This is a genomic window from Sphingobium sp. Cam5-1 (genome assembly GCF_015693305.1).
In the GTDB taxonomy this organism is placed as follows: Bacteria; Pseudomonadota; Alphaproteobacteria; order Sphingomonadales; family Sphingomonadaceae; genus Sphingobium.
The window spans coordinates 309,367-333,771 of sequence record NZ_CP065140.1; the positions used below are offsets into that span (position 1 = coordinate 309,367).

General features: G+C 60.9%; 27 protein-coding genes. 14 read left to right on the forward strand and 13 right to left on the reverse strand.

What is annotated here, in order from left to right; genetic code table 11:
* Window positions 1-3 precede the first annotated feature (3 nt).
* From IZV00_RS20065 to IZV00_RS20080, 4 genes are all read right to left on the reverse strand, one after another.
* Window positions 4-1,044 carry a HamA C-terminal domain-containing protein gene (locus IZV00_RS20065; protein WP_052628286.1) on the reverse strand — a complete coding sequence of 347 codons (1,041 nt, stop codon included), beginning with the start codon at window positions 1,042-1,044 and terminating at the stop codon, window positions 4-6.
* Between the two features lie 251 nt (window positions 1,045-1,295).
* Entirely contained in the window at window positions 1,296-4,526 is a 3,231-nt protein-coding gene (locus IZV00_RS20070) for a hypothetical protein (RefSeq protein ID WP_044663431.1), read from the reverse strand.
* Between the two features lie 72 nt (window positions 4,527-4,598).
* Window positions 4,599-5,921: a hypothetical protein gene (locus IZV00_RS20075; RefSeq protein WP_044663430.1), complete on the reverse strand. Its 1,323-nt coding sequence runs from the start codon at window positions 5,919-5,921 to the stop codon at window positions 4,599-4,601.
* Window positions 5,894-6,361: a hypothetical protein gene (locus tag IZV00_RS20080; RefSeq protein ID WP_157009870.1), complete on the reverse strand. Its 468-nt coding sequence runs from the start codon at window positions 6,359-6,361 to the stop codon at window positions 5,894-5,896. The genes IZV00_RS20075 and IZV00_RS20080 overlap by 28 nt, the downstream gene beginning before the upstream one ends.
* An 85-nt stretch (window positions 6,362-6,446) precedes the next feature.
* Here IZV00_RS20080 and IZV00_RS20085 point away from each other — a divergent pair, with 85 nt between their 5' ends.
* The 3 genes from IZV00_RS20085 (at window position 6,447) to IZV00_RS20095 (ending at window position 8,692) form a co-directional block, all read left to right on the forward strand.
* Window positions 6,447-6,602: a hypothetical protein gene (locus IZV00_RS20085; RefSeq protein WP_196227594.1), complete on the forward strand. Its 156-nt coding sequence runs from the start codon at window positions 6,447-6,449 to the stop codon at window positions 6,600-6,602.
* 81 nt (window positions 6,603-6,683) lie between these two features.
* The gene (locus tag IZV00_RS20090) at window positions 6,684-7,526 is read left to right on the forward strand and encodes a hypothetical protein (protein WP_044663429.1); all 843 of its coding nucleotides are present in this window, start codon (window positions 6,684-6,686) and stop codon (window positions 7,524-7,526) included.
* 119 nt (window positions 7,527-7,645) lie between these two features.
* Window positions 7,646-8,692, forward strand: coding sequence for an AlbA family DNA-binding domain-containing protein (locus IZV00_RS20095; protein ID WP_044663428.1), 1,047 nt, complete (start codon window positions 7,646-7,648; stop codon window positions 8,690-8,692).
* 431 nt (window positions 8,693-9,123) lie between these two features.
* Here IZV00_RS20095 and IZV00_RS20100 read toward each other — a convergent pair whose 3' ends face one another.
* Window positions 9,124-9,516, reverse strand: a complete 393-nt coding sequence (locus IZV00_RS20100) for a MerR family transcriptional regulator (protein ID WP_172668347.1) — start codon at window positions 9,514-9,516, stop codon at window positions 9,124-9,126.
* A 35-nt stretch (window positions 9,517-9,551) separates the two neighbouring features.
* Between IZV00_RS20100 and IZV00_RS20105 the strand changes: the two genes are divergently transcribed.
* From IZV00_RS20105 to IZV00_RS20135, 8 genes are all read left to right on the forward strand, one after another.
* Window positions 9,552-10,340 (forward strand): glutaredoxin family protein, encoded by a 789-nt coding sequence (locus tag IZV00_RS20105; RefSeq protein ID WP_044663427.1) that lies wholly within the window; start codon window positions 9,552-9,554, stop codon window positions 10,338-10,340.
* Between the two features lie 44 nt (window positions 10,341-10,384).
* Window positions 10,385-10,729: a hypothetical protein gene (locus IZV00_RS20110; RefSeq protein ID WP_044663426.1), complete on the forward strand. Its 345-nt coding sequence runs from the start codon at window positions 10,385-10,387 to the stop codon at window positions 10,727-10,729.
* A gap of 42 nt (window positions 10,730-10,771) precedes the next feature.
* Complete coding sequence (locus IZV00_RS20115; protein WP_044663425.1) at window positions 10,772-10,996, forward strand: hypothetical protein; 225 nt, start codon at window positions 10,772-10,774, stop codon at window positions 10,994-10,996.
* 116 nt (window positions 10,997-11,112) lie between these two features.
* Window positions 11,113-12,414: a hypothetical protein gene (locus IZV00_RS20120; RefSeq protein WP_052628285.1), complete on the forward strand. Its 1,302-nt coding sequence runs from the start codon at window positions 11,113-11,115 to the stop codon at window positions 12,412-12,414.
* 249 nt (window positions 12,415-12,663) lie between these two features.
* Window positions 12,664-13,221, forward strand: coding sequence for a DUF305 domain-containing protein (locus IZV00_RS20125; RefSeq protein ID WP_044663582.1), 558 nt, complete (start codon window positions 12,664-12,666; stop codon window positions 13,219-13,221).
* A gap of 151 nt (window positions 13,222-13,372) precedes the next feature.
* The gene (locus IZV00_RS21395; RefSeq protein ID WP_268934802.1) at window positions 13,373-13,495 is read left to right on the forward strand and encodes a hypothetical protein; all 123 of its coding nucleotides are present in this window, start codon (window positions 13,373-13,375) and stop codon (window positions 13,493-13,495) included.
* Window positions 13,492-13,932, forward strand: coding sequence for a hypothetical protein (locus IZV00_RS20130; RefSeq protein WP_044663424.1), 441 nt, complete (start codon window positions 13,492-13,494; stop codon window positions 13,930-13,932). The genes IZV00_RS21395 and IZV00_RS20130 overlap by 4 nt, the downstream gene beginning before the upstream one ends.
* Entirely contained in the window at window positions 13,877-14,818 is a 942-nt protein-coding gene (locus IZV00_RS20135) for a sigma-70 family RNA polymerase sigma factor (protein WP_044663423.1), read from the forward strand. The genes IZV00_RS20130 and IZV00_RS20135 overlap by 56 nt, the downstream gene beginning before the upstream one ends.
* Window positions 14,819-15,051: 233 nt before the next feature.
* On the opposite strand, the gene IZV00_RS20140 is transcribed toward IZV00_RS20135, so the two are convergent.
* The gene (locus tag IZV00_RS20140) at window positions 15,052-16,047 is read right to left on the reverse strand and encodes an alpha/beta hydrolase (protein ID WP_052628284.1); all 996 of its coding nucleotides are present in this window, start codon (window positions 16,045-16,047) and stop codon (window positions 15,052-15,054) included.
* Between the two features lie 98 nt (window positions 16,048-16,145).
* Here IZV00_RS20140 and IZV00_RS20145 point away from each other — a divergent pair, with 98 nt between their 5' ends.
* On the forward strand, window positions 16,146-17,063 hold the full coding sequence (locus IZV00_RS20145) for a LysR family transcriptional regulator (protein WP_044663422.1): 918 nt from the start codon (window positions 16,146-16,148) through the stop codon (window positions 17,061-17,063).
* Between the two features lie 182 nt (window positions 17,064-17,245).
* Here the strand turns inward: IZV00_RS20145 and IZV00_RS20150 are convergent, their stop codons facing one another.
* From IZV00_RS20150 to IZV00_RS21305, 4 genes are all read right to left on the reverse strand, one after another.
* Complete coding sequence (locus IZV00_RS20150) at window positions 17,246-18,187, reverse strand: OmpA family protein (protein ID WP_196227595.1); 942 nt, start codon at window positions 18,185-18,187, stop codon at window positions 17,246-17,248.
* Complete coding sequence (locus IZV00_RS20155) at window positions 18,177-19,067, reverse strand: hypothetical protein (protein WP_044663421.1); 891 nt, start codon at window positions 19,065-19,067, stop codon at window positions 18,177-18,179. The genes IZV00_RS20150 and IZV00_RS20155 overlap by 11 nt, the downstream gene beginning before the upstream one ends.
* On the reverse strand, window positions 19,064-19,435 hold the full coding sequence (locus IZV00_RS20160) for a hypothetical protein (protein ID WP_157009869.1): 372 nt from the start codon (window positions 19,433-19,435) through the stop codon (window positions 19,064-19,066). The genes IZV00_RS20155 and IZV00_RS20160 overlap by 4 nt, the downstream gene beginning before the upstream one ends.
* A 374-nt stretch (window positions 19,436-19,809) precedes the next feature.
* Window positions 19,810-20,112, reverse strand: coding sequence for a PaaI family thioesterase (locus IZV00_RS21305; RefSeq protein ID WP_329604525.1), 303 nt, complete (start codon window positions 20,110-20,112; stop codon window positions 19,810-19,812).
* A 430-nt stretch (window positions 20,113-20,542) separates the two neighbouring features.
* Between IZV00_RS21305 and IZV00_RS20170 the strand changes: the two genes are divergently transcribed.
* Together IZV00_RS20170 and IZV00_RS20175 are read left to right on the forward strand one after the other, a co-directional pair.
* The gene (locus IZV00_RS20170) at window positions 20,543-21,379 is read left to right on the forward strand and encodes a TIGR00266 family protein (RefSeq protein WP_044663420.1); all 837 of its coding nucleotides are present in this window, start codon (window positions 20,543-20,545) and stop codon (window positions 21,377-21,379) included.
* 80 nt (window positions 21,380-21,459) lie between these two features.
* On the forward strand, window positions 21,460-22,071 hold the full coding sequence (locus IZV00_RS20175) for a DUF4142 domain-containing protein (RefSeq protein ID WP_044663419.1): 612 nt from the start codon (window positions 21,460-21,462) through the stop codon (window positions 22,069-22,071).
* Between the two features lie 296 nt (window positions 22,072-22,367).
* Here IZV00_RS20175 and IZV00_RS20180 read toward each other — a convergent pair whose 3' ends face one another.
* The 3 genes from IZV00_RS20180 to IZV00_RS20190 form a co-directional block, all read right to left on the reverse strand.
* Entirely contained in the window at window positions 22,368-23,219 is an 852-nt protein-coding gene (locus tag IZV00_RS20180; RefSeq protein WP_084694459.1) for a sigma-70 family RNA polymerase sigma factor, read from the reverse strand.
* Window positions 23,219-23,674, reverse strand: a complete 456-nt coding sequence (locus tag IZV00_RS20185; protein WP_196227596.1) for a carboxymuconolactone decarboxylase family protein — start codon at window positions 23,672-23,674, stop codon at window positions 23,219-23,221. Before IZV00_RS20185 ends, IZV00_RS20180 begins: the two co-directional genes overlap by 1 nt.
* Before the next feature lie 147 nt (window positions 23,675-23,821).
* Window positions 23,822-24,172: a DUF2200 domain-containing protein gene (locus tag IZV00_RS20190; protein ID WP_196227597.1), complete on the reverse strand. Its 351-nt coding sequence runs from the start codon at window positions 24,170-24,172 to the stop codon at window positions 23,822-23,824.
* Window positions 24,173-24,405: the final 233 nt, after the last annotated feature.

Below are 24,405 nucleotides of genomic sequence, written 5' to 3' on the forward strand. Positions count from 1 at the left end.
GTCCTACTTCTTGCCAGCGCTCTTCTTCTTCGGCGCCTTCTCGGTGGCCGGGTGCTTCCAGCCGATCTTGTCCTGGAACAGGTCGCGCAGCGTCGCCACCGACGGAACCGGCATGATGAACATCTCGACCTCCTGGTGCTCGATGCCTTTCGCCTTGAGCGCCTTGGCGATCTTCGGGGCGGCCTCCTCCAGCTTTGCTAGAGCCAGCCGGCAAAACTCCTCCTCCGCATCGGTCTCGCACGCCAGCGCGGCCGCGAAGGCGTCAAAATCGAAGGCGACGAGGCAGGAGATAACGTCGTGACGGTTCGCGTATCCCGATCCATAGGGATCGAGGAAGTCGAGCATCGCCTTTTTGGCGTCCGGGGTCAGGCCGGATAGGTCGAGATGACGCTTCACAAGCGTGATCTCGTGCTTGATCTTCTTGTCATCTAGGGACTCGGCGATCGACTTCGCCGCCTCCGTGATGGCCTGGTCGAGGTTGCCATAGAGCTTCGACTCGCCCCAGTATATGTAGAGCCGTCCCGTGACCGCGCAGTATCGGACATGCACTCCGTCCGCGCCATGCACCGGCATCTCGGTGTTCGTCTTCAACGACATCTTCGCGACGATCTGGGGCGCCTCAAGAAGCCACTCCGTCAGCAGATACAGAATCAGCTCGCCGGCCTCGCCGTTGCGGTTCGTCGCGACATGGGCGCGTTTGAAAAGATCGAAGGCCTCCTGACGAAGCACCTCGAACATTTCCGTGAAGTCCTCCGCCGAGACCTTCCCGTATTGATGGTTGAGGTCTGCGACCTGCTGGCGGGGCAGACAGAAGTTGACGATGTACGTCGAGACGGTGTCCACCAACTCCGACACCATCGGCTTGCGCTGCCGAAATGCGGGATAGTGGAGGCGAAGCGTCAGCGCCTTGCACTCGGTCTCCACCGTATGATCGACCGCCTTGAGCCGCGCCGAAAGCTTCGACAGATCGCGTTTCAGCGACGCGAGCGCATCCTCGAGCAGGCCGGTCGGCGGTGCGGACGGAGCGGCGGCGGTAGCGGTCAAAGGAGCGCAGGCCTGCGGGGCACGATCGTCATGCTGTCGGTATGCTCATTTTATCGCCGGCACTCGCACATATTCGAAATGGAAATCAGTTGTTATGCTCGGGCGCGGCATGCCGTCAATTGCACGAAATCTAAACTCCGAAACGGCGCACAAAGTCGGTCTTTCTGCCACGCGCCTCGAGCAGAATGAACCGACGGCAGGTTTCTGGATCGCCATATACGCGGTCGAATGGCTGGAGTAGGCGCCGGCGCCTAACGTCCCTGCGCTTGCCTTACTGCCATTAGCTCGATGTGCTGGTCGGTGAGATCCGCCGCTTCGTAGATATTTAGGGCGCGCTTCAGGATTGGAACATTGGTGAGAAAACGGGGCTCATCCATGCCATTGTTCCAAATGGCGGGAATGAGATAGTAGGCGCCGAACTGACGATACATCGCCAGGAACGTATCTAGATTGCGGTCGCTCGTGGCTTCCGTCACGAGCGACCGCGCTGTGAATGCGACAATTCGGCCGGATTCCATCTCTGTGCGGTCTGGGTTCGCGCTAATCTGGATCGAGTAGTGATAGCGATCGACGTTCGGTATTCGCCGGATGATTGAGAGGCGGATGAGGTCCTTTTCGTCATAGGGTCCAATGCGCTCGCGCCACCGTTCAAATATCTTGGTTGCAGCTGCTTCGTCCTCAAACAGCAGCGCGTAGAACGGCGGATATCCTTCCTCGTTTCCAAGGAACCCTGCGCCGCGCCAGTTTGCCGCGTCCCAAAGATGGAGATCGATGACGGTGCGGATACCATATTCTCGGTGGCTCTCGCCGCGCGGTTCACGCTCGCGAAGCTCGTCGCGCGATTTTCCAGATTGCTTTGCCACCAGGCCTTCGATGTCGATGCGTTCGATCTTGGGCCGCGTTCGCAGAGGGTATGGCCGACATTCCGTCTCGACGAGATCGGACGCGCGCGTGAGGTGTCGGGAGAATATGCGATGATAGCTGTTAGGCGAGGTGGTCGCGATTGTCATCCGGTCGATCGCCCGTTCCTCGCGCGTCAAGGCCGTTAGGACGTTCTCGGTGTCAGGAACGATGCAGGTCGCATCCAGAAGCTGCGCGGCGACGCTCGGCCAGAGATCGCGAATGACCGCTTGTTCGCTAAACCGCGTCGGCGGCAACGATGTGGGCCATTGAAGCGAGCCCACCATACGGTCGCGATCGATCGAGAACGTAGGCTGTTCGCACGTATCGTCTTCCGACACTTCGATCGTGAAATGCTCGGTATGTGGCATGATCCGATGCTCGATCGCGGTCGCGAGGAAGGCTTCCAGACTGCTCAACAACATCTCGGCAACCAGAATGCCGTTATCACTTCCAAGGGTACGGACATCGACCGTCATACCCAATATGCGTGTGGTGAAGCGCTGGGTCTTGCTCGTCTCATTGAGGATCGGGCTATTCTCGGGCCTTTGCGATCCGATCGGCTGGCTGAGCATCACCGAGAACATTTGCGCCACGCTTTCGGGCGTCTCGGCTTCGGGAATGCTGCCATCACCGCGAAGGACGTCCTCATAGCCGAGCGCGTACAGCAGCGCCGTGCGCACAAGGAAAACCTCGTTCTGCTCGAGGACATCCGGCCACTCGGCGAGGCGGGCCAGTTCATCATCCGACAGGTTCAGTATCTGACTTCCGGCGCTGATTTCGAACTCTTCGATCTGCTTGCCAAACTGCGCGCGCGCTTCGTCGCTATAAGGAAGCCCTGCGACCAGCCCTCTGAGTAGCGGCAGCGCGACAGCGATGTCTGGATAATGGCGAAGGTCGAGGGACAGGCTGATCCAAATCTTCAGCAGAACGCCAAAACGGAGCGGAAGTCGGTCGCCTTCTTCGACCTCGATCAACATGGTGGAGATAGCGAGGATGCAGGTCGCTCGTGCTGCAAAGGACAGTCCTGCACTGCGATACGCGATCGCCAGATAGGAGAGTGCATCTTCGAGACTGTGGCTGTGTTCCTTCTTGGTGAGATGCAGGACGGCCTTCGAGAGCAGCCTGATCATCTCGAAATGCCTGGTCAGCTCAAGCTTCTTCGCACGGCGCAGCAGGAGTAAGGCCCCTTGCGACTCACCTTCACGCTCCGTCACGAAATCCGCGAGTTTGTCGATCAATTCCTCGTAAGCGGGATCGTCACCGGCCACCGCCTCCGCGGCCTCTATCAAATTTGCGACACGCTCCGCATCGAACTCGCCGAGCCCTTTGGCTCGATCAATAATGTCGGCGTAGCCACGCCAAATGGCGGTCAGCGCATCGGCATCCCTGCTCATCGCCGCCCAGTTCATCTCGATGTGTAGCAGTGCTGCGTCGGCCTCGAGCTGATTGTTCGGCCGCTCGCCGTCTTCGCTCATAGGCGTCAGCAGCTTGGCGATTCTAGCGATGCGCTTGTCGAGCTGAATGGCTTCCCGGCCCGCGTGTCCGTGGAGGACCGCGGTGAACAGAAGTTGGCCCAGGTTGACGAGAAATCCGAGCGTTCGCGCGTGCGAGGCTTCGCTGGCGAGCGCTTCGATTGGGTCAAACTCATCGTCGAGAAAGGCGAAATCGTCGTACCACCAGACCGCCGTCCAGATGCGCTCGTACCGAGCTTCTACCCTCTGATGGAGGTTGCCATGCTTGTCCGCGAGACGGATCGCGCGATCGAATCGCCCGTCAGTCTCGAGCCTGGGCTTTTCCATCCCACGCGACAGCTTTGCCGCGACGAGGGCGTCAAGAACATGATCGCGGCCGATCCCCGGCCCGGAAGCCGCACGAGCCAAGTCTCGTTCGATTTCTTCAAGTTGCTGCAGGCGGGAATAGTCGGTCGGGCCAAGCTTGCTCTCGTCGGTGATTTCCTTGCCGACCCCGAGATAATTATAGGCAAGGTCCTTGCGCCCATGGTCGAGAACCTGGTCGATGACCCAGGTGCGGTCGTGGATCGTGATCGGAACGCCGGTGCTTTGGGAAAGCTCGTCTTCGAGCGCCGCGCGCTCCTTCGATTTGATATACTGGCTCGTCACGCAAATGATGCGGTCATAGCTGCGACTGGTCTTTATGAGCCCGTCGACATCCTCGCGAATCTTTCGCTTCCATTCCCCCTTCGCGCTGAATGCAAAGCCCCAGCGTTCGCGGCCCGAATTGGCTTCGCCCTCGAAGAAGATGTCGCTGAGTTCGTCGGCGACGGGAAAGCTCTCGCCATCGGCCTTGCTGTCGCCGCCGCCATCTGGACCGGTTTGCGCTCTAAGGTTGGGACAGATCGCGCGCTCGCAGAGTTTTCTGCAAAAAATCTCGAAATCGTGAGTCTGGTTACGCCGGGTCAGGGTCTCAAGGTGATGATCGAAGACCGCTCTGTCGAGCTCATAGTCCGTCCGATCAGCGGTGTCGGAATAGATTTCCGGCCGCCTCTCCCGCAGGAACTGGGACGGCAGGATGCCGTGAGAATCATCGTCGGAATCGGTCGGGGCAGAAGCGCTCGCCATGGGAACAAGATTAGAACAGGTTCGCGCGTACGTCCATGCTACTGGCAACTGGATCGGGGCATTACCCTGTCATCAAGACGAACCTGGATACTCCTCGACGTCCAACAGCTGCTCCTGCATCTTGCCTTCGACGAAATAACCAAGGTCGCGGCGAATATCCTCGGCTTTTTGAGCCTCCTCCGCGGTCCAATCAACGGTGTCGAGATAAACCAGATCTTCCGACGATCCATCGCCGCCGGGGGCATCGAGGCCGATGCCGACAATAAAGCGTGCTTGCGGGCGAGCAGCCTTCGCGGCGTAGCAACGAAGAACCAGTTCCTGCGACCGCTGCGTTCGATACTCCTTATATTGGTCGCGGCGCGCGCCAGGCCCCATCAGCAACACATAGAGGACATTCGGATCCTGGGATGGAAGAATGGACCCGATCCAGCCACCGCGCGCTCGCTCGGCGCGATCCTCGATCGCCTGTGACAGGATGCGTCTGTAGAACCGGCTTTCGCTTGCCATGACCCGAACGAGGCGCTCGTGGTCTGACATTGTCGTTTCGTTGCCGAACTGGAGTTCCTCGGCAAGATAGAGCCGGGTCACGCGATCGATCAGCCGGTCCCACAGGCGATGGCGGCGGTTGAGTTCGCGGCCTTCCCGAAACGGCTGCTGCGCTTCCACCTGTTGCCAGAGATTTGGTTGAAGCACGAAATCCTGCTGGGCGTCGGGGAATGTGCGGCCATGATGGAGATAATAGGCAAGCAAGTCCGCTTCCGTCGGCGCCCCCTTGAATTTGCCTCTCGCCACAAGATGGGCTTTTGCATCGAGATATTCCACAAAGTCGCTGATGGTATCGAGCTCTCGCATCACCAAGGCGAGTGAATCTGCATCGAAGACGTGGAGGAAGCCGTGTGCTTCGGGCACGGTTCCGATGCGCAGTGGCGCCTTGTCGCCTGTGGCTGTAAAATCCAATCCGAGCATCGGCTGACCGGTTACGCGGCGGCAATGTCCCGCTGCACCTGTCGCGACGCAAATACGATGGATTTTGAGAGTGTCAGGAGGCGGGAGGTCGATGGGCAACGGTTCCGTTGCCTTGGCGTCGAGAAATATGCGGGTCGGCTGACTTCGAAGCCAACGTTCGGCCTGTTGCACTTGATGGGCAGATTTTGCGATGGCACGCGAATACCAACGCTTCCAATCCAGTTCAGGATTATCCGTTTCCGGATAGGCGCAGCTCTTGTCTGAAAAGAGGAGCACGTCGTTGCGAAAGACAACCATGAGGTCGATCATTTCCTTCGCGGCCTTCTTGAACAGATTTGGGTATGTCCACAGCGCAAAGAACGATTGCTCGCATAGCGAGGCAAGAAGCGCTTCGGACTCTGTCAGTCCTTCGGATTTTGTGAAGCGCATTCGCCGTAACCCTTGCTCAATCGTGCATGAGGTGCCCGAAGGCCATCGCTTCCGTCAGCACGGCATGCGCCTCTTTGACCAGCGTAAGGTCGCGATCCCACTGGTCCACCCGTGAATTTTTCTCCGTGAAGAAAGCTATTCCGCACGCGACATACGCCTTGAACTATCAACTCGTGCACGTTGGTGAGCGGCGAGGTTTTCTCTGGTGACCAAGTCATGTCTGCCATCAGTCGACGCGGTGGATCGCCAATGAGTGTGTTGGCGATCTCCTTCTCGACTATATGCGCGAAAAAATCCGCCCCGAGATCGCCGGCGAATGAGTCCCAGTCCGCCTCGGCGACGTCCTTGTTCTTTCGAAGATAGTCGGAGCGCTTGAGCGCATATTCCGTCCGCCCGAAATCAAGTGCGAACGCTTTGGCGGTTTCGTAAGGGTTTTCCATTGCACCGCGTATTTGGTGCTGGCTCCCCACTTCCCGCAAGCCTTAATGCAACAATTGCGATTTTAGCGGCTTGCGCTTCGCGCGAATGGTTTGCCAATCCCTCAGGCGTGACGCCGTCGCGCTGGATGAAGCGCATGTGCGCGCGGGAGACTTGGCCGGTCTTACCGGCAAGCCGGATGAGACTCGCTTCTACGACCGCGCGGCACCCGCGAAAACCGGCCAACCGGTCGCGGCTCGATAGTAGGCGACCGATGCTCGCGCCGCGTCCGATCGGGCTGAGGTCTGACATCGGAATTACGCCGGTCACATGCTAGCTGGTCGCATGGATAATGAAGAAGCACTATGCGAAGCCTTGGTCCGGCTACTTGAGCACGAGTTCAAGGTGACGCGGTCCGATGTGACCTACCCGGAAAAGGACGGATCGGGTCCGCCGGTCGAGATGCGTTTGCGATTGGGCGACCGGCGCATTGCCATTGAGCACACGCTAATCGAGCCATTCCCTCTCGCGATCCAGACGGGGAAAGAGTTTGGCGAACTGACGGCGGAGATGGAAACCAATCTCAACGGCAACATGCCAAAGCCGGGCACGTACGTGCTACTTTTTCCTGTTCACCCAACCTTGGCGAAGCATCGGCGAACACACGCCGAACTGCGCGAGAGGCTTTCGGCTTGGATCGTGGAGGCAGGCAAGCGGCTTCATGACGAGTGCCCGGAACGAAAGGATCGCCACCACTGCCCGCATGGATATCACGGATCGCGTTCTGACGAGATCGAAGGGATTCCTCTTGAGCTGACGCTGCGGGTGCACTGGAATGAGTCCGGGCGTCACGATGGCGCACTGTTCCTTTCACGAACGGTCGGAGAAGATGTCGAGAATCTGCGCCTTGAGCGAATGCGGACGGCACTCAAGAAAAAGCTGCCCAAGCTCCACGACTGTGCTCAGGAGGGAGACACGACCTTCTTGATCCTCGAATGGTCAGATATTGCTCTCAGTAATCACATCTTCATTGCTGAGGCGCTCGAAGCGGCTCTCGCAGAGCGAGACGACTGGCCCGACTATGTCTTTCTGGCCGACACCGCGACCGATCAGTGGCACTTCTTCCAGCCCGTCATTGAGGGCCAATTCTCGATCGAGATGGAGTATATCGATATCGAAAGGCCTTAACCCGGCGAAGTGCCGGCAGCGAAGGCTCGATTACTGGAGGAGCTCCAAGTCTCGTGATTACGATTACCACCGTTGAAGGTCCGAAAGAACCGCGGCGTCGTCGCAATGTTATCGCCCCTTTGAGCATCTCGGAGATCGGAGGTGGAGACCTTCAGGAAGGGCAGGATCTTGATTTCAAACGGCAGATCGACTTCGACAAGCCAGAAACCAAGACGCGCTTGCTCGATGACGTCGTCGCCTTCCTAAACCGTGGCCCGTCACGCATAATTGTTGGGGTCGAAGAACGGGATGGCCGTTTCGACCGCTTCCGCCCCATGACTGACAACGCCGACAAGTTCGCGCTTCGGGTTCAAACATTGATCCAGGATGGCATCACCCCGACGCCTGATGATGTTGAAGTGGTTCCGCTTCACATGGATGGCGGGTTCATTCTCGACATTCGGATACCCCGCCACCCGACCGGGCCGTTCATGAACCGACTGACCGGAGGATATCTTATCCGATCGGGCGCAAGGAATCTGCCTATCGATCCGGGGATGCTACGCAGCCGGTTCGTCGACGAACTGCTGTGGCTGCGTACCCTCGACGAACTGACCGCGGAAGAAGATGCGCGGCTGGCAGCCAACAACGTAGTCGCACCCGGACGAGCACTTCGCATCGGCATTCTCCCCCGCGATCACTTCGATCATTTGCGGCGGCCTTTCACACAGGAAGACCATGTCCGATCGTCGGCGCCGAGCTTCAGTGAGGGCGGGCCAGGCTGGTTCAAGGTTTGCGAAGATGGACACCAAGTCCTCAATCATGACTTCAATCAGCGGGGGATCGAACGGCTGTTCGTTCGTGACGACTGGTTCATCCACGCGCACGCCTCGTTTGCCCTCTATCAGACGAGTGGCGAAGGACGGCTCGCGCTTCACGAGTTCGATCTGAGCGTCAAACGCTACCTGAAGGACCTCTCCGAGTTCCTCATGGAGCAGGAGATCGAAGGGCCATTCGCCGTTACCCTGGCCTTGAAATCACTCGAGGAGACCGAGAACTTCGGTGCCTGGTTTCGAAACACCAACACCGTTCGCACGCTCAGGCCGCAGATCGTTTCGTTCGTCGATGACGAGACAATGATCGCAGATTTCCTGCGCCGGGTGCGTCAAGCCTCGGTGTACGGTTAGCCAATGAGAACCTCCCTCCGGCTCCAATACCATGATCACCACTGCGGTCACGGCGCGTTGTCCTTTGCCACAGGCGGGTATGGGCGCGCTGCTGCCCTACGGCTCAATGGAACAGGAATGGCGGGTTCGGGCAGGAGCGGCACTAACGCGCGCGGCGTGGAACGGCTTAAGTTGGTCGCGAGCCGTCAGAAAGCGGACGGGCGGCACTTGGAGATCGGATATTGACGGCTGAGTGTCCATGATGGGTCGGTTTGACCGGCAAGCGAACGCCGTATCGTGGGGCTCTTCGGTCGTTCCAGCCTAGTTTCGCGTAATGCGGTTCGCGGCAGAAGCAGACCTTCGAACGTCCCCGCTCTGACACCTACAAGAGCATAGTTGGTCGCTTGCTCACCCAGCGGTGGAGGTACTGACAGGTTAGCGCGGCTGCGGCGTCAACCCTCGAAGGCAGTGATTATCGGACAGGGACCAGAACTGCCGTGCCCGCAGGCATCCGCGAGACGCACGAGCGATGCCCGAGCGTACTGGAGTTCCGCAATCTTCGCGTCCAACGCCGCGACGCGCGATCGCGCCAGCTCCCTCGCTCGGGCGCGGTCGTCGATAGCATCCAGATTGAGCAGCTCTCCGATCTCCTCAAGCGTGAAGCCCGCCGCCTGGGCTTGGCGGATGAAGCGCAATCTCCGTACGTCCGCATCGCCATAGCTGCGGAAACCGCCGCCGTCCGGCCTCGCCGGCTCCATAAGCAGACCACGTCGCTGATAGTAACGCACGGTCTCAACTCCGACCCCGCCGGCCTTCGCCAGGCTTGCGATCGTCATTCTCACCATAAGCACTTGACTCCGGACTATACTACGGACCCTATATGGGCTGGGTGCCGCATTTGGCAATCAGGAGCGCACCCGTGTCTACCCGTCCCACCGCTATCCTCCATCGCATGGTGATGCCCGAGCACACCTGCCCTTATGGCCTCAAGGCGCTCGATCTCCTCAGGCGCAAGGGCTTCGACGTGGACGACCATCACCTCACGACGCGAGCCGGGACGGACGCCTTCAAGGCCGAGCATGGCGTGAAGACGACCCCGCAGGTGTTCATCGCGGGCGAGCGCGTCGGCGGATATGACGACCTGCGGCGCCACCTCGGTCTCCACGTAGCAGAGCCGGGCGCGACCAGCTACCGGCCGGTCGTCGCGCTCTTCGTCGTGACGGCGCTGCTGGCGATGGCGACGAGCCATGCCGTCCTCGGCTCGCCGTTGACGCTCCAGGCGCTCCAGTGGTTCGGCGGCTTCAGCATGGCGACGCTGGCGCTGCTCAAGCTCCAGGACGTCGAGAAGTTCTCGACCATGTTCCTTAACTACGATCTGCTCGCCAGGCGCTGGGTGCCCTACGGCTACGTCTATCCGTTCGCTGAGGGGCTCGCCGGCGTGCTGATGGTGGCCGGCGCGCTGACCTGGCTCTCTGTTCCCATCGCGCTTTTCATCGGCAGCGTGGGCGCTGCGTCCGTCTTCAAGGCGGTCTATGTCGACCACCGAGAGCTGAAGTGCGCATGCGTGGGCGGATCGTCCAACGTGCCGCTCGGCTTCGTGTCGCTCACCGAGAATCTAGGGATGATCGCCATGGCGGTCTGGATGCTCGCCCACACGGGCGCGATGTGACGGCCTCGGTTGTCGATCTCCCGCCGCGATCCTAGAACCATCCCATGGCGCGCATCCTGCCTCGATCCCCCACCGCCGTCCGGCACTTTCTGCTGGCGCTGCTCGCGATCGGACTGGTCCTTCGCATGGGCGGTGCGTGCGAGGCGATGGCCGCGTCCTTCGCGGCACCTGCCGCGCACGAGCCGCACTGCGCCGATATGCCAGCGAATCCGGACAAGCCCATCACGTCGAACGCCGCAGCGTGCGCGCTGTGCATCGCATTGCCGGACGCGGCGGCCCCGAGGGTCGCCTCGGCCATCCTATCGGCGGCCGACCCCGTCGCCGCCCTCCCTAACCGCCTGACGGGCCTTTCCGGCGGTCCGGCACCACCACCCCCGAAGATCGCGTGACCCCGACCACGACGAACGTCACTGATCCAAGGAACAGGTAACATGAAAAAGATCTCGATCATCGCCGCGGCGCTCGCGCTCGGCGTTCCCGCCACCGCCTACGCGGCTGCCGACTGTTGCAAGGGGATGGAGTGCTGCAAGAACGACGCCGAATGCTGCAAAGACGGCAAGGGCGACTGCTGCAAGGACACGAGGCAGAGCGGCGACCCCGCCGGCCACGAAATGCACGGCGACCATGAGGGGCACGCCCCCGCGCAGTCCAAGTAACGACAGACGGCGGGGCGACCTGCGCCCCGCCGTCACCATTGGCACCGGACCGCGACCGCCCGCGCGCATCTTCGCGCGTGCGCGGCTGCGGCCGGACACGACAGAACGGATACATCATGTTGATCAGGACCCTCCTGGCCGCGACGGCGCTCACCGCGCCTATGGCCGCCAACGCCCAGTCGATGCCCGGCATGGACATGGGGCAGCACGAACACCACGCGCCCGCACCGATCGAGGCGCCGCCAATGCCGTTGAACCACGGATCAATGGACCACGCATCGATAGCGCCGGCCACGTCAGCCAAACCGCCGCAGGACGCCGCCGCTCCCCAACACGCCGCGATGGACCATGGACCGATGACGGGCATGGACCATTCCGGCATGGACATGCACGGCATGAAGGGGATGCTTGGGGGCTACAGCATGATGCGCGACGCGTCCGGGACCGCCTGGCAGCCTGACAGCTCGCCGATGTGGGCGATCATGGGCAAGCGCGGCGCCTGGTCAACGATGGTCCACGGCTACGCGACCCTCGTCCATGACGACCAGGGAGGCCCGCGCGGCGACCAGAAGACCTTCGTCGCCTCCATGTTCATGGGCATGGGGCAGCGCGAGCTGGCCGGCGGCACGCTGACGCTCAAGGCGATGGGCAGCCTCGATCCGCTGATGGGCAAGTCGGGCTACCCGCTGCTGCTCGCAACCGGCGAGACGGCGGACGGCCGCACCGAGTTGGTCGACCGCCAGCACCCGCACGATGCGTTCATGGAGCTGTCGGCCACCTACAGCCATCCGCTCGGGCGCGACCTGTCGGGCTTCGTCTACCTCGGACTGCCCGGGGAGCCGGCGCTAGGGCCCGCCACATACATGCACCGCTTCTCCGGCGTTGCGAACCCAGAGGCGCCGATCTCGCACCACTGGCTGGACTCGACGCACGTGACGTTCGGCGTCGCGACCGCGGGCATCGTCTACAAGGACCTGAAGCTGGAGGGTTCCGTCTTCACCGGCCGCGAACCCGACGAGAACCGCTGGAACATCGAGCGGCCGCGCATGGATAGCTGGTCGATCCGCGCGACGGTGAACCCTAACTCCAACCTGTCGGCGCAGGTGAGCCATGGATTCATCAAGAGCCCCGAGGGTCTTCACCCAGAGGAGAACGTGCGGCGCACCTCCGCGTCGGTGACCTGGAACCTGCCGCTCGGCGACAATCGGAACTGGCAGTCGACTTTCGCCTGGGGGCGCAACGATCCCTCCGGCGGCGACCACGGGCACACCACCGACGCGTTCCTGTTCGACACCGCGCTCCAGATCGGCCGCTGGACGTTGTTCGGGCGGGCCGAGAACGTCGACAAGGACGAACTCTTCGGGACGAGCACGGCGGTGATCCGCTTGCCGGCCGTGTATTCAACGTCAGCAAGCTGAGCCTCGGCGGCTACCACTCAATTCCGTTCGGCAAGGTGGCGCTCGACCTGGGCGGACTGGTCAGCAGATACGACCTGCCTCGCGACATTCACCCCCGCTACGGTTCTGATCCGACGAGCTTGATGCTGTTTACCCGTCTGAGGATCACCGGATGAGCAACCGTCGCGCACTCGCGCGTTCTATCGATCGGAAGAGGAGCATGACATGGACAAGCACAAGCAGGGCAATCATAGCCACGGCGGCATGAGCATGAGTTACAGTCGCTTCGCCGTGATGATCGCCACGTCCACCATCGTGATGTTCGGCCTCATGTATCTGAACACCTACGCCCTGAGCCACGTCGAATACAGCCAGACCCGCACGTGGATGGCGGTTTTGATGGGTGCCGTCATGGCGCTCATCATGATCGGCTTCATGTGGAGCATGTATCCCAACCGCCGGGCTAACATTGGCATCGTCGCCGGGGCAATTACCGTCTTCGCAGGAGCGCTCTGGCTGATCCGCAGTCAGGAGACCGTCGGGGACGTCAGCTACATGGAGGCGATGATCCCGCATCACTCGATCGCGATCATGACCAGCGAACGCGCCCACATCAAAGATCCGAAGGTGCGCCTGATCGCCGACCGGATTATCGACGCGCAAGTGCGCGAAATAGCCGAGATGAAGCGCGAGATCGCCCGGCTTGAAGTACACCCCACACCGAATGGCGCGCCAGACTTGCTGTCGTATCGTGATCGCGGCGCGTCGCCGCCAGAGGGGGAGACGAACGTCGAGGCCGGCGTGAACACGGTCCAGCCTATCCGATAGCCTGAGCGCGCCAGCTCACGATATAGATCGAGCTATTCGCTACAAAGCGGCGCTTTCATCCGATGGCGGCTATCAGTCTTAACCGGCATCGCGTTGACGCCCATGAGCGGCGGGTCTGGGTCGATGGGAAGCAAAGATATGCTCCCCCTTCGTGGGCCTATGGTTCGGCGCGCCCGCCGACGACCGCTCGCTGGTTCCGGACGAAAATCCACGGATCGCGCCTACGCGCTTCGATGAGTGGCTTGCCGCTCATGCGCAGGAGAGCGCCGCATGAGCCGGAAGCTTCCGCTGGCACTTGCCGCAGTCCTTGGTCTCGGATCCGCTGCCAACGGCCTCTTCATGCTGGCCTCACCAGCGAACTGGTACTTCGCCGTGCCCGGTGTCACCACCACCGGCCCGTTCAACCAGCATTTCGTGCGCGATATTGGCCTGATCTTCTTGCTCGTTGCAATCGCGATGCTCGCAGGTGTCGCCCGGCCGGTGGCCCGCGTCCCCCTGTGGTCTGCCGCCGCCCTCTGGCTTGCGGGCCATGCGCTGTTCCATTTCTGGGAAGTGGCGGTCGGCATCCGCGGGCCAAGTGCGTTGGCCCAGGATTTTCCTGCGGTGACCTTACCGGCTATAGTGACGACCGTTCTTGCCCTCTGGGCGTGGCGCGATGCCAAGCGCAGTCGCCGAACACATTCGATGGGGGACAGTCTTGCTGCACAGTGATGAACGTCTCGCCGATTTTGAAGCTGAGCGACCAAGGCTGTTGCGTCTTGGCTATCGAATGCTTGGTTCAGTCAGTGAGGCGGAAGATATCCTGCAGGAGGCGTGGCTGCGTTGGGCGACAACGGCGCAGAGCGTCGACACGCCGGCAGCCTATCTGACCCGCATCGTCACTCGACTTTGCCTAGATCAGCTCAAGTCCGCCCGCGTGCGCCGGGAGACCTATGTCGGTGCCTGGCTGCCTGAACCGTTGATGGGCGCGACTGAGGAAGAGGAGGCAATCGCCGACGACGTGACGTTCACACTGATGCTTGCAATGGAGCGCCTGTCCCCGCTGGAGCGTGCCGCTTTCCTGCTTCACGACGTATTCGACATGGCGCTCACCGACGTCGCGACGACATTGGGCCGCGAGCCCGCCGCCGTGCGACAGCTTGCCTCGCGCGCACGCAAGCATGTCCAGCATGCGCGACCGCGTTTCACGGTTGAAGCAGCTGAGGCCGATCGGATTGCGCGCGCCTTCTTCACTGCTGCCCGCGACGGTGACACAGTCGCATTGTCCGCACTGCTGACACGGGATGTCGAAATTCACTCCGACGGCGGCGGTAAGGTGATTGCCTTCCGCAATGTGGTGCGTGGGCTCGAGCGAGCGCTTCGCCTATTCGCCGGGCTGCGTCGCAAGTACACGTCAGCGCCCACGCTCCTGCGGACAGCGACGATCAACGGCCTGCCCGGCTACATCAGTATCGATCGTGGCGACGTGCTGCAGACCACCGCGCTCGACGTGCGCGATGGCCGCATCGCGGCGATCTATATAGTCCGTAATCCCGACAAGCTCCGTCACCTAGAGGCAGCGTTCGGCACTGACGGTCATCCACAGCACGGCCACTGAAGGTCGTGAATTGGTCGACAGCGGCTGGGATAGCTGCCGGTCCGCACCTGATGAGCAAAATTTGGCAGCTTAACGGCAAAGAAGGGTCGAGGCCGGAAGACACCATCGGGACTTTGCTGCCGTTCACCCTGCGCTTGGCGAAAGGCAAGTTCGCCCGAAAGCAGTCGCTCGGGCGGCAACCCACTCGCACATTGCGGTCCTCCTCGCGCGTCGCGGGAGGGCGCGGTCGATGCTCAGGTGAGCCATTTGCGGAAATGTGCGGCAATGCGGTCAACGGACTGACGAACTGTCTCGGCATCATCGTAGAAATCGAAATGCTCGCCCTCGGCCCAGTGCATTTCCTTTGGTCCGGCTAATAGGCCGTAAGCCTTGCGGGCTTGATCCGGGAAAGCTGCGCCGTCCGAATGGATAATCAGCGCGGGGGCATGGACCGAGGCTGCCTGAGTGATGGGATCGAATGCCAGCCAATCTTCCCAACCCATCGATGCAAATTCATTACGCCAGGGCCGGACGCCGCCGCCACGGGTCTTGTCCATGTAGTATTCGCTGGCGCTGGCGCTCACCGCCTGCTTGTTGCCAGGTTCGTAGGTCGGCACAATGTCGATGACGCCAGCTTCATCATAGTGCTTGCGGGCTGCACGGCTTATGGCTCGTCGCTGGGCTATTCCTTCCTCGCCCATCATCTGTTCCATGAACGAGGGCTCGCCGAACATGCCGGCGGCGGCCGCAATCGCACCAACGTTCGGGTCATTGGCCGCGGCATACATGATCGTCCCGCCCGAGGTGCAGATGCCCAGCAGGCCGGTGCCAGCGACGTCGGAGCGCTTCTTCAGGAAACGGAGCGCGGCAGACAGATCCTCGGCTTTCGACGCCTGATCCTCATACTGCCGCTTGGCGCCACTGCTTTCGCCGTAATTGCGATAGTCGATCGCCAGCGCGATGATGCCGCGACGCGCCAACTCACCGGCGTAAAGGCCGCCCATCATCTCCTTGACCGAACTCAACGAGCCCCCAACTGCCACAGCCGGGCAGCGATGAAACAGGTTTAGGTCCTCAGGAAGGTACAGGTTCCCCACGACAAAGCCATCGCCGCTCGGGAAGCTGACCTTCTGCGGCTTGGACTCGCTGCGCTCAATAAGTGTCTCTGACATGACAGTTCCTATGCTGAGGATGCCGGCGACGGCACCTGCGGTGATGCCGAACGCCCGCCGCGTGAGTGAAATGGACATCGGTGCGTTCCCTGTTGCGATCGCCGTAACAAATGGTGCATCATAGCTGACTTGATAATAACGTTTACACTTGATGCTGTTGTAAGGTGAATTTGATAATGAAGCCCGACCTGTTCGACGGCGTCGTCATTTTCACGCGCGTAGCGGAACGGAGGAGCTTCACCGCTGCCGCAAAGGAATTGGGCATCACTCCTGCGGCTGTAAGCTGGAGCATCAAGAGCTTGGAAAAGCGCGTCGGCGCGCCTCTGCTGACCAGAACCACGCGCTCCGTTGGGCTTACCGAGGCAGGCGAGATGTTCCTGCAACAGGCGAGGGTGGGAGTAATGCACGTACAGGCTGCCGTCGACGCCGCGCAGCGGCTCGGCGCAAGCCCACAAGGCTTGCTGCGCCTGAGCGTTCCGTTTGTCGCCCACACGTTCCTTGCGCCGCTGCTTAAGGGGTTCGCCGCCGCCTATCCCGACATTGAGTTGGAGTTGGTCTTCGAGGACAGGTTTGCTGACGTGGCGGCAGAGGGTTACGATGCCGGCATCCGGATCGGCGAAATGATTGCCGAAAACATGATAGCTGTTCGCCTCACGCCCCCATGTCCGAAGGTGATCGTCGGCTCTCCGGCCTATTTCGCCGAACGAGGCATGCCAGAACGGCCCGAGGAACTTGAACATCACTCTTGCATTCGCGCTCGCCTGATGGATGGTTCGTTGCATCGGTGGGCGTTTATCGATGGCGGTGGCAAGGAAAGGCAGCGCACCTTCTCGATCGCAGTCAATGGACCGCTTATCGTCAATGGACCGGCAATGTGCGTTTCGGCTGCGCTAGCCGGGATTGGACTCACCTACATCACAGAAGAAGCCGTTCGAGCCTTGATCCATGATGGGCGGCTAGCGACGTGCCTCGAACCGTTCCTTGCCGAAAGCCCTGGGTTCTTCATCTACTTTCCCAACCGGAAGCATGTACTGCCCAAGCTTCGAGCCTTTATTGACTTTTGCCAGTCGCGGGCACCTGAACGAGAGACCTGACGATCCGCAGCTGGGTGCAAGAAAATGACGGGTGAGCGTCTCACAAGGGTCGGATCATCCCTGTGATCAGCAAAATGGCATCTCCATTCTGACCGGTGCGGCACAGGTGGATGATGCAAGCGGTACGGCGTCGCAATTTATGTCCTCGCCCAGCCGCTCCATCTAAGCTCGAAACGAACAGATCATGGAGGACTGCAACGCAGATCCACCTCGACGACGCGGTTATTGCTGGCTTCAAGACCGAATTGCACCGTGGCACCGCCTGAAAGAGCAGCTATTGATCCTGGGGCAATGCCCTGACCTATGAGGTTCTCTCGGACGGCCCGGGCGCGTCGTAGGCCCAAAGCCAGATTGGCCGTGGGGCTTCCCGACCTATCCGTATAGCCTACGAGAAGGATACGCGCTTGTGGACAGGTCTGAGTGAATGCGCTCACTGCCCCTAATGCTTCACGCAAGGGTTGGGGATCGGCAATGGTCGAGCCCAGGTCGAAGCGCACCAACGTTGACCTACTGGAGGTCAGCGGGTTGGGCAGGCGTGTTTCGAGGTTCGCAAGGCGACTATCGATCTGGGCGAGCCGGGCGGGCAGATCCGCCGTCTGTTCGGTCCCCTGGCGCCTACTTGGCTCAGGGAGGCTTTCGCCTTCCGTCTGGGTTTTGAAGGTGGATGTTTCCTGCTCGCTCAGCGCTTGTGCGAAGCCGGCTTTCAGTTCGACCAGGGCGCTCTGAAAGGCTTGCGGTGTCATCGTGGATTCGGCAACGTGGCTAAGGGCGGCCTTCGCCTCACGATATTCCTGATCGGTGCTCTCGAACCGCGCCCATTTCTCGCAAGCGTCGATGAACAGTCGGATGCCGATCAGATATTGGTTTTGTGCGCCGGTGTTGCGGAACTCGGCATCGCGCATATTCAGTCCATAACCCAGGATCGAGAAGCCGGCAGACCGGTCCCGACTGGGGCGAAGTGGATCGCTCCAGCCTTTGCATTCCTTCATCCGGATCTTGGCCGCCGGCTGCAGCGGCCGCGGGATGCCCTCCAGGTGAGATTGGCAGGCGGTGACGAGGGAGAAGCAACAGAGCATCCCTGCGATACGGCGCCCAGCGCCTCTCGTTTGCAGTTCAGGCGGCATTTGCTGCCGGCTGCGGTGACTGCTGTTGCGGCGTCTCGCTTTTCACAAGTGCGTCTTGCAGATCTTTGGCCTGATCCTGCACGCATTTGACCAAGGCAGGTGTGACAGCGGGTATTCTCTCTTCAACCTGGCTCGCCGTCATTTGCCGTGACATCTGACTGCCGGCGAAAATCCACAAGTCAAGTTTCGCGCTGCTCTGATCGCCGGTCAAGAAGGTCAGCACAGTGGCTCTGATCGTACCCAGCTTGGCGAGAATGGAGGGGTCTATTTTGCGCATCGATCGGGTCATGAAGCCGCCGCACGCTTCAAGGTTCACGCCTGGGATGCTGGCGTTGGCCAGTAGCGTGGTTATCTTGACGGTGTCGAAGTTCGGGTTGGGCAGGATCTTATCGATTTCTGCCGCGCTGAAATGCGGGATACCTGCGATTTCCTCGGCGAGCTGATCGCGGATCGCGTCACGTTCCTCGGTGTTCTCAGGTTGCCAGCGCCCGATATCGAAGTACCGATCCAGAGTCAGAATGAAATCCTTCTCAGCATTGTCGAGTGCCTTGACCTTAACCGGGTCCGCTTGCAGCTTTTCGCGCGCGCAAGTGAAGAAGGACCGCACGGTTTCGCTATAGGCGTCCTGCGCGAGACCACCGGCGGCCGAGATCGCGTAACCGGCCTTGATGGTGACGGCCTTGGAGGACTTGCTTTCGCCCAAGCCGCTGGCCAACTGATCGGCGATGTTCTGCGCAGTCCGGGATGCCATCTCGAGCTTGGCCTCGCCGGCGATCTCGGCCAGTTTGCTCTGATACCGGAACGTGCAATCGGCATGCGCGAGTTGAGGACAGAAAAAGGCCCCAGCCGCAACTGCTGCTGACATAAGCGAGTATTTCATGGCTTCTCCCTGTTGTCAGCAAGACTGACGGGAACGACGCCTACCGCGCCTGCGAGCAAATGAAAAGTACATTGCGGAAGCACAACGAGCGCCTTGTTCGCAGACAAACAGAGCGTCAACCGCGCCTGATCGAACTTGCACGCAATTGCCGTGTAAGCTTGATCTATCAAGATGCTTCCAAAACCGGACTTCACCTTGAAACGGCTAGCCTTGAGGCACAGTGCCGAAATCGAAATTTTCCGGTCTGCACCTGAAAACAAACATTCGCTGAGTGATCGAGCAGAGTTGGCGTAGAGGCGATGTAGAATTTGGGTAAGTTTATTCAAATTCGCTGATTTCCAGCCTTTCTGCGGCAGGATTTGGCCCACCGCTCGCTTTCCTGCGCGTTTTTCTTGCGGCGCGCCCGCAGGAGGTGTGCAACGGATTATCGAATATGCTCGGGCTGCTCGCGAGCGCGTTTCATGAATCGTGGCGACGCAAGGTTGGGCGAAGCGCGCCCCGTCCCATCTGATCGAACATTGCAGCCAGGGAACGATCGCCGACGGCCAGATCCTCGGCGTCTTGGCGCCAGGGCACAGGGTGTGGGGCGCAGGCTGCACCCTCGCGCCCCACACATTAGGTCACTTCTCGGTGATGGCGGTGATCACGCCGGCACCGCCCTCGAGCTTCAGGTCGAAACTTACTTCGTCTCCGACCTTCAGGCTGTCGATGAGCGCGGCTAGGGGAGGGGTCCTGGTTTGGTCTACGGTTGCGCATACCCGACCGTAGCCTGCGCCACGAGCCGATCCTCGCTTCCTTGCCAGATCCTCACATCAACTGTCGATAACTTGCGTCCGAGTTTGAGAAGCCGGGCGTCGGCATAAATGGGTCTGAATTGACAGGCGTGCAGAAAGGAGATCGAAAGGCCATGCGTTACTGCCATCGGCTCAGGCCCGTGGTGCGTCGCAATCACGGCGTAGGCTGCCACGTCCGCCAGAGCCATGAGCGATGGGCCGGACACGATTTTACCGGGCCTTGCCATAGCCGGGGTCGGCTCGAGGAGCATTCGCACGGTCCGGGAACGATTTCCACTACAGAACCTAGACCGGCGCGCGCTTCGGGCGGAAAGGCCTCGTCGAGAAATTTGGACAGGCCGTCAAGATCGAGCTGGGGTTGAGGATATTCCCTATTCATAGCTTCTGGCCTTATCGGACAAAGCTGGTTTCCAACAATAACAACATGGCGAGACCGATCATAACGGCAGCTGACACGCGGCGCCCCAGCGCTGGCCGATCCGGGGCGTGTACGCAGGGCTGCTTTCGAACCATATTCAACTGTCAGACAGACCAATGCGCAGTTGACGATGTGAATGCCGCCCAGCCCGAGAAGCTGCGCCGGGACCGGTCAGGCGCTCGAGCGACCGCCTGGCAGCCCCTTGTGCGTAGCGAAGTCGCTCCGCAAAGGCTATTGGCGCTGGAAATAGAGGAGTGACAGACATGCCGAGCCCCAGCCCCTGGCAGCATCATCGCAGCGCCGCCCTGGCTGACGACATCGACTTCGAGATCAAGGGTCAGGAGTTGCAGTTCCTTGAGATAGAACTCGATCCGGGCGAAAGCGCCGTTGCAGAAGCAGGCGCGCTGGTCTGGAAAGACGCGGCTGTGGGCATGACGACCGTGTTCGGTGATGGAAGCGGAGGCAGCGACGGCGGCTTCATGGGCAAGCTGTTGGGAGCCGGAAAGCGACTGATCACAGGCGAGAGCCTCTTTACCACCGTGTTCACGCATAATGGCCAAGGCAAGGCAAAGGTCGCTTTTGCTTCACCGACGCCGGGCGCGATCCTTCCCATCCGGCTTGATCAATGCGGCGGGCGACTGATCTGCCAGAAGGACAGCTTTCTTGCAGCGGCCAAAGGCGTGTCGATCGGCGTCCACTTCCAGCAACGGATCATGACCGGCCTGTTCGGCGGCGAAGGCTTCATCATGCAGAAGCTGGAGGGCGACGGCTGGGTGTTCGTCCAGATGGGGGGCGCGATCGTCGAACGCGAACTGGCGCCGAGTGAGCAATTACATGTCGATACCGGCTGCGTCGCGGCCTTTACCGACACGGTTGCTTTCGACCTCGAACGCGCTGGCGGGGTGCGCAGCGTCCTGTTCGGCGGAGAGGGCCTGGTTTTTGCTCGGCTCACCGGCCCCGGCAAGGTGTGGATACAGTCCCTGCCATTCTCCCGTTTGGCAGGGCGGATGCTGGCGGCGGCCGGCAGTCGCGGCGGACAGAACAGGGGTGAAGGGTCAGTGCTCGGCGGCCTGGGGGACCTGATCGGCGGCAATAACTGAAGCTGCTCAAAAGCAGTGCTCGCGGGCGGGGAACGCGCGGCGCAAATCGCGCGTTGGCCGACCTTGAAAGGGAGAGCAGCATGACCCGCCTTACCCCCATATGTCTGATCGCTGGTTTGACCCTGGCTGCATGCAACCAAGCCGCAGAGCGACGCGCGGAGAATGCGGCAGGATCGGCCGCAGCCACTGCCGAGGTTGTCGGCGACCGGATCGAAAATGCTGCTGACAATACGGCCAGCGCTATGAGGCCGACGCCGAGCGCGCAAGAATTCGTGAACCAGGCAGCCAAGAGCGACGCTTTCGAGATTGCGGCGGCGAAGTTGGCCGAGACGCAGGGGGTATCGACCGAAGTGAAACTGTTCGCCGCGCAAATGATCGAGGCGCACACGGATTCCACGGCCAAGATCAAGGAAGCGGCTGGCAAGGCCGAGCCTGCGATCCAGCCCGATCCAGCGCTCACTCCTGACCAGAATGAGGATCTGGCGGAGCTGCGGAAGCTGACCGGTGCCAAATTCGATGAGGAATATGTCGATGGCCAGGTGGATGCGCATGAAGACGCCTTGGCGTTGATGCGGTCCTACGCGTCGGGCGGCACGGACGCGGCGCTGAGGGCCGTTGCAGCTGAAATCGCGCCGGTGGTCGAAGGGCATCTCAAGATGGCACGCGAGCTTGAAACAAAGACTGACCGTTGAGTCCAATATTGTCAGCGAAAAGTCATCCAGGTGATGAACCTGCTCGCTTCCGACTTGGCACTCCCGATCCTGGGCGCGATCGGTGCCGGGCGGGAATATCGCGCAAACCCAGCGGGGTCCCGTACACGCTTGTGCGAGGCGGGGTTCAAGCCTTCAGCCATTAGCCAGCGTCTTGAAGGGGATAGTGTGAAATTCACGTCGGCGGTGAGCGATGCTCAAGAGGAGACGATGGAGGAATTGAGCATCGCACTGTTCCGGGATCCCGTCATGCTGACAGCGGCCGCAAAGCCTCTACATCAGTGCATCATCCCATCCACGTGCCGCAGCTTATCCGGGTTTCGCATGATATAGATCGCCTTCACGCGGCTGTCTTCGATGAGGAGCGCTGTCGTCTGTAACATGCCGTCGGCCTCCCGCGTAACAAAGCCGGGCAAGCCATTCACAAATGCCCGCCTCACCAGTTCAGGATCGCCGCGGCGCAGACGGATAATAGTGGATAGTCCGCGTAGAACCTCGTGTGCGCCGTTGAGGACACGGCCCGCCGCCGGGCGTATGCCTCCTCCATCGGAATGAAAGCGTACATCGTCTGCCAGCAGCGAACCGAGCTTTGTGACATCGCCGGCCCGAGCCGCTTCATAAAAGGCTGCGGCGATCGCTTGGCCCCGGTCGCGTTCGACAGGAAAGCGCGGCCGCTCGCGCCGCACATGCTCGCGTGCCCGCGCAGCAAGCTGACGGCAGGCGGCAGCGCCCCGGCCAATGGAGGAGGCGACGTCATCGAAGCTTTCTCCGAACACATCATGCAGCAGGAAAGCCGCCCGTTCGAGCGGAGAGAGACGTTCGAGCGCAAGCATGAGGGGGAGGGTGACGTCCTCTACGGGCTCGGCCTCCACGATGGGGTCGGGCAGCCACGGGCCAACATAGTTTTCCCGCCGCACCCTCGCGGATTTCAGGTGATCGAGGCACAGACGCGTCACCGTGCGGCGCAGGAACGCGGCGGGGACACGCACGGTTTGCCTGTCTGTCGCCGCCCAGCGGATGAATGCGTCCTGCACTACATCCTCTGCGTCAGCCATCGAACCGAGCATGCGATAGGCGACGCGCAGCAGATTGGTCCGCTGCGCGTCAAAGCTCGCAAGGCGATCGTCGATCACGCCGGCCAGCCAAGCGCGGGGTCGTAGAGATGGAAGCCGACCGCCAGTCGGTTCCAGCCGTTGATGACGTTGATCGCCAGTGTCAGTTTCACCTGCTCCTCCGCGCTGAATTCCGCTGCAAGGGCGGCATAAACGGCATCAGGCGCGCGCCTCGTGGCAATTTGCGTCAGATGATCGGTCCAGCCAAGAGCCGCCCGCTCCCGCGCGCTATAACATGGCGCCTCCTCCCACGCGCCGAGCAAATGGATGCGCTGCTCCGTCTCGCCTGCCTTGCGGGCATCATGCGTGTGCATGTTGAGGCAGTTAGCGCAGCCGTTGATCTGTGAGGCGCGAATCTTGACCAGTTCGAGCAGGTTCTTTTCAAGCCCGGATTTCTCGACCTGCATCGACAGATCGTACCAGGCTTTGAAAAGCGGCCCGCCATCGGCATAGATATTGGTGCGGTCATGCATATGTCGGCATTCCTTCATCGCTGTTGGATACCCGCATGACGAGGCAGCCGGAGGCTCTGTGACACGCCTGGCGCATTTTCTTTCGGCCCGTATCGGCTATGCGCCAATGCCGGCCAAAGCAGCCAATGGTGTCGGTCGGTCTTCGCATCACTCGCGAAGTATCTTCTCCATCGCCTTCCCCTGTGCGAGCTCGTCGATCAGCTTGTCGAGATAGCGGATCTCCTGCATCAATCCGTCTTCGATAGCTTCGACCCGAACGCCGCAGACCACGCCTCGGATCAACTTTCGCGAGGGGTTCAGTAAAGGCGCCTGACCAAAAAATTTCTCGAAGCTGCTTTTCTTTTCCAGCTCCGCGTCGAGCTCTAACCGGGTATAGCCCGTCAGCCAGTGGATGATCTCATCGACCTCCGCTTTGCTGCGGCCTTTCTTTTCCGCCTTGGTGACATAGTGCGGATAGACACTGGCAAAGCTGATGCCGAAGATGCGATGTTCCGCCATGATGCGCTTCCCTGTCCCGAGCCGTTCAGCCACCGCGCCGCAAAGCTGCCGCCAAACCTATGGTGCCGCCGCGCGCATGACATAAAATCTGTGCGTTCGTAGACGATGTCTGCTGCGCCTGCCAACGGCGTGCGCCCGGGCCGCCTCAAACGCCGCGCCTGTGTAGACCTTCCTATGGTCGCGACCCGCATTCAAGGCTCGCATGGCAAGGCGTCCTGTTTTGTCCGGAGCGC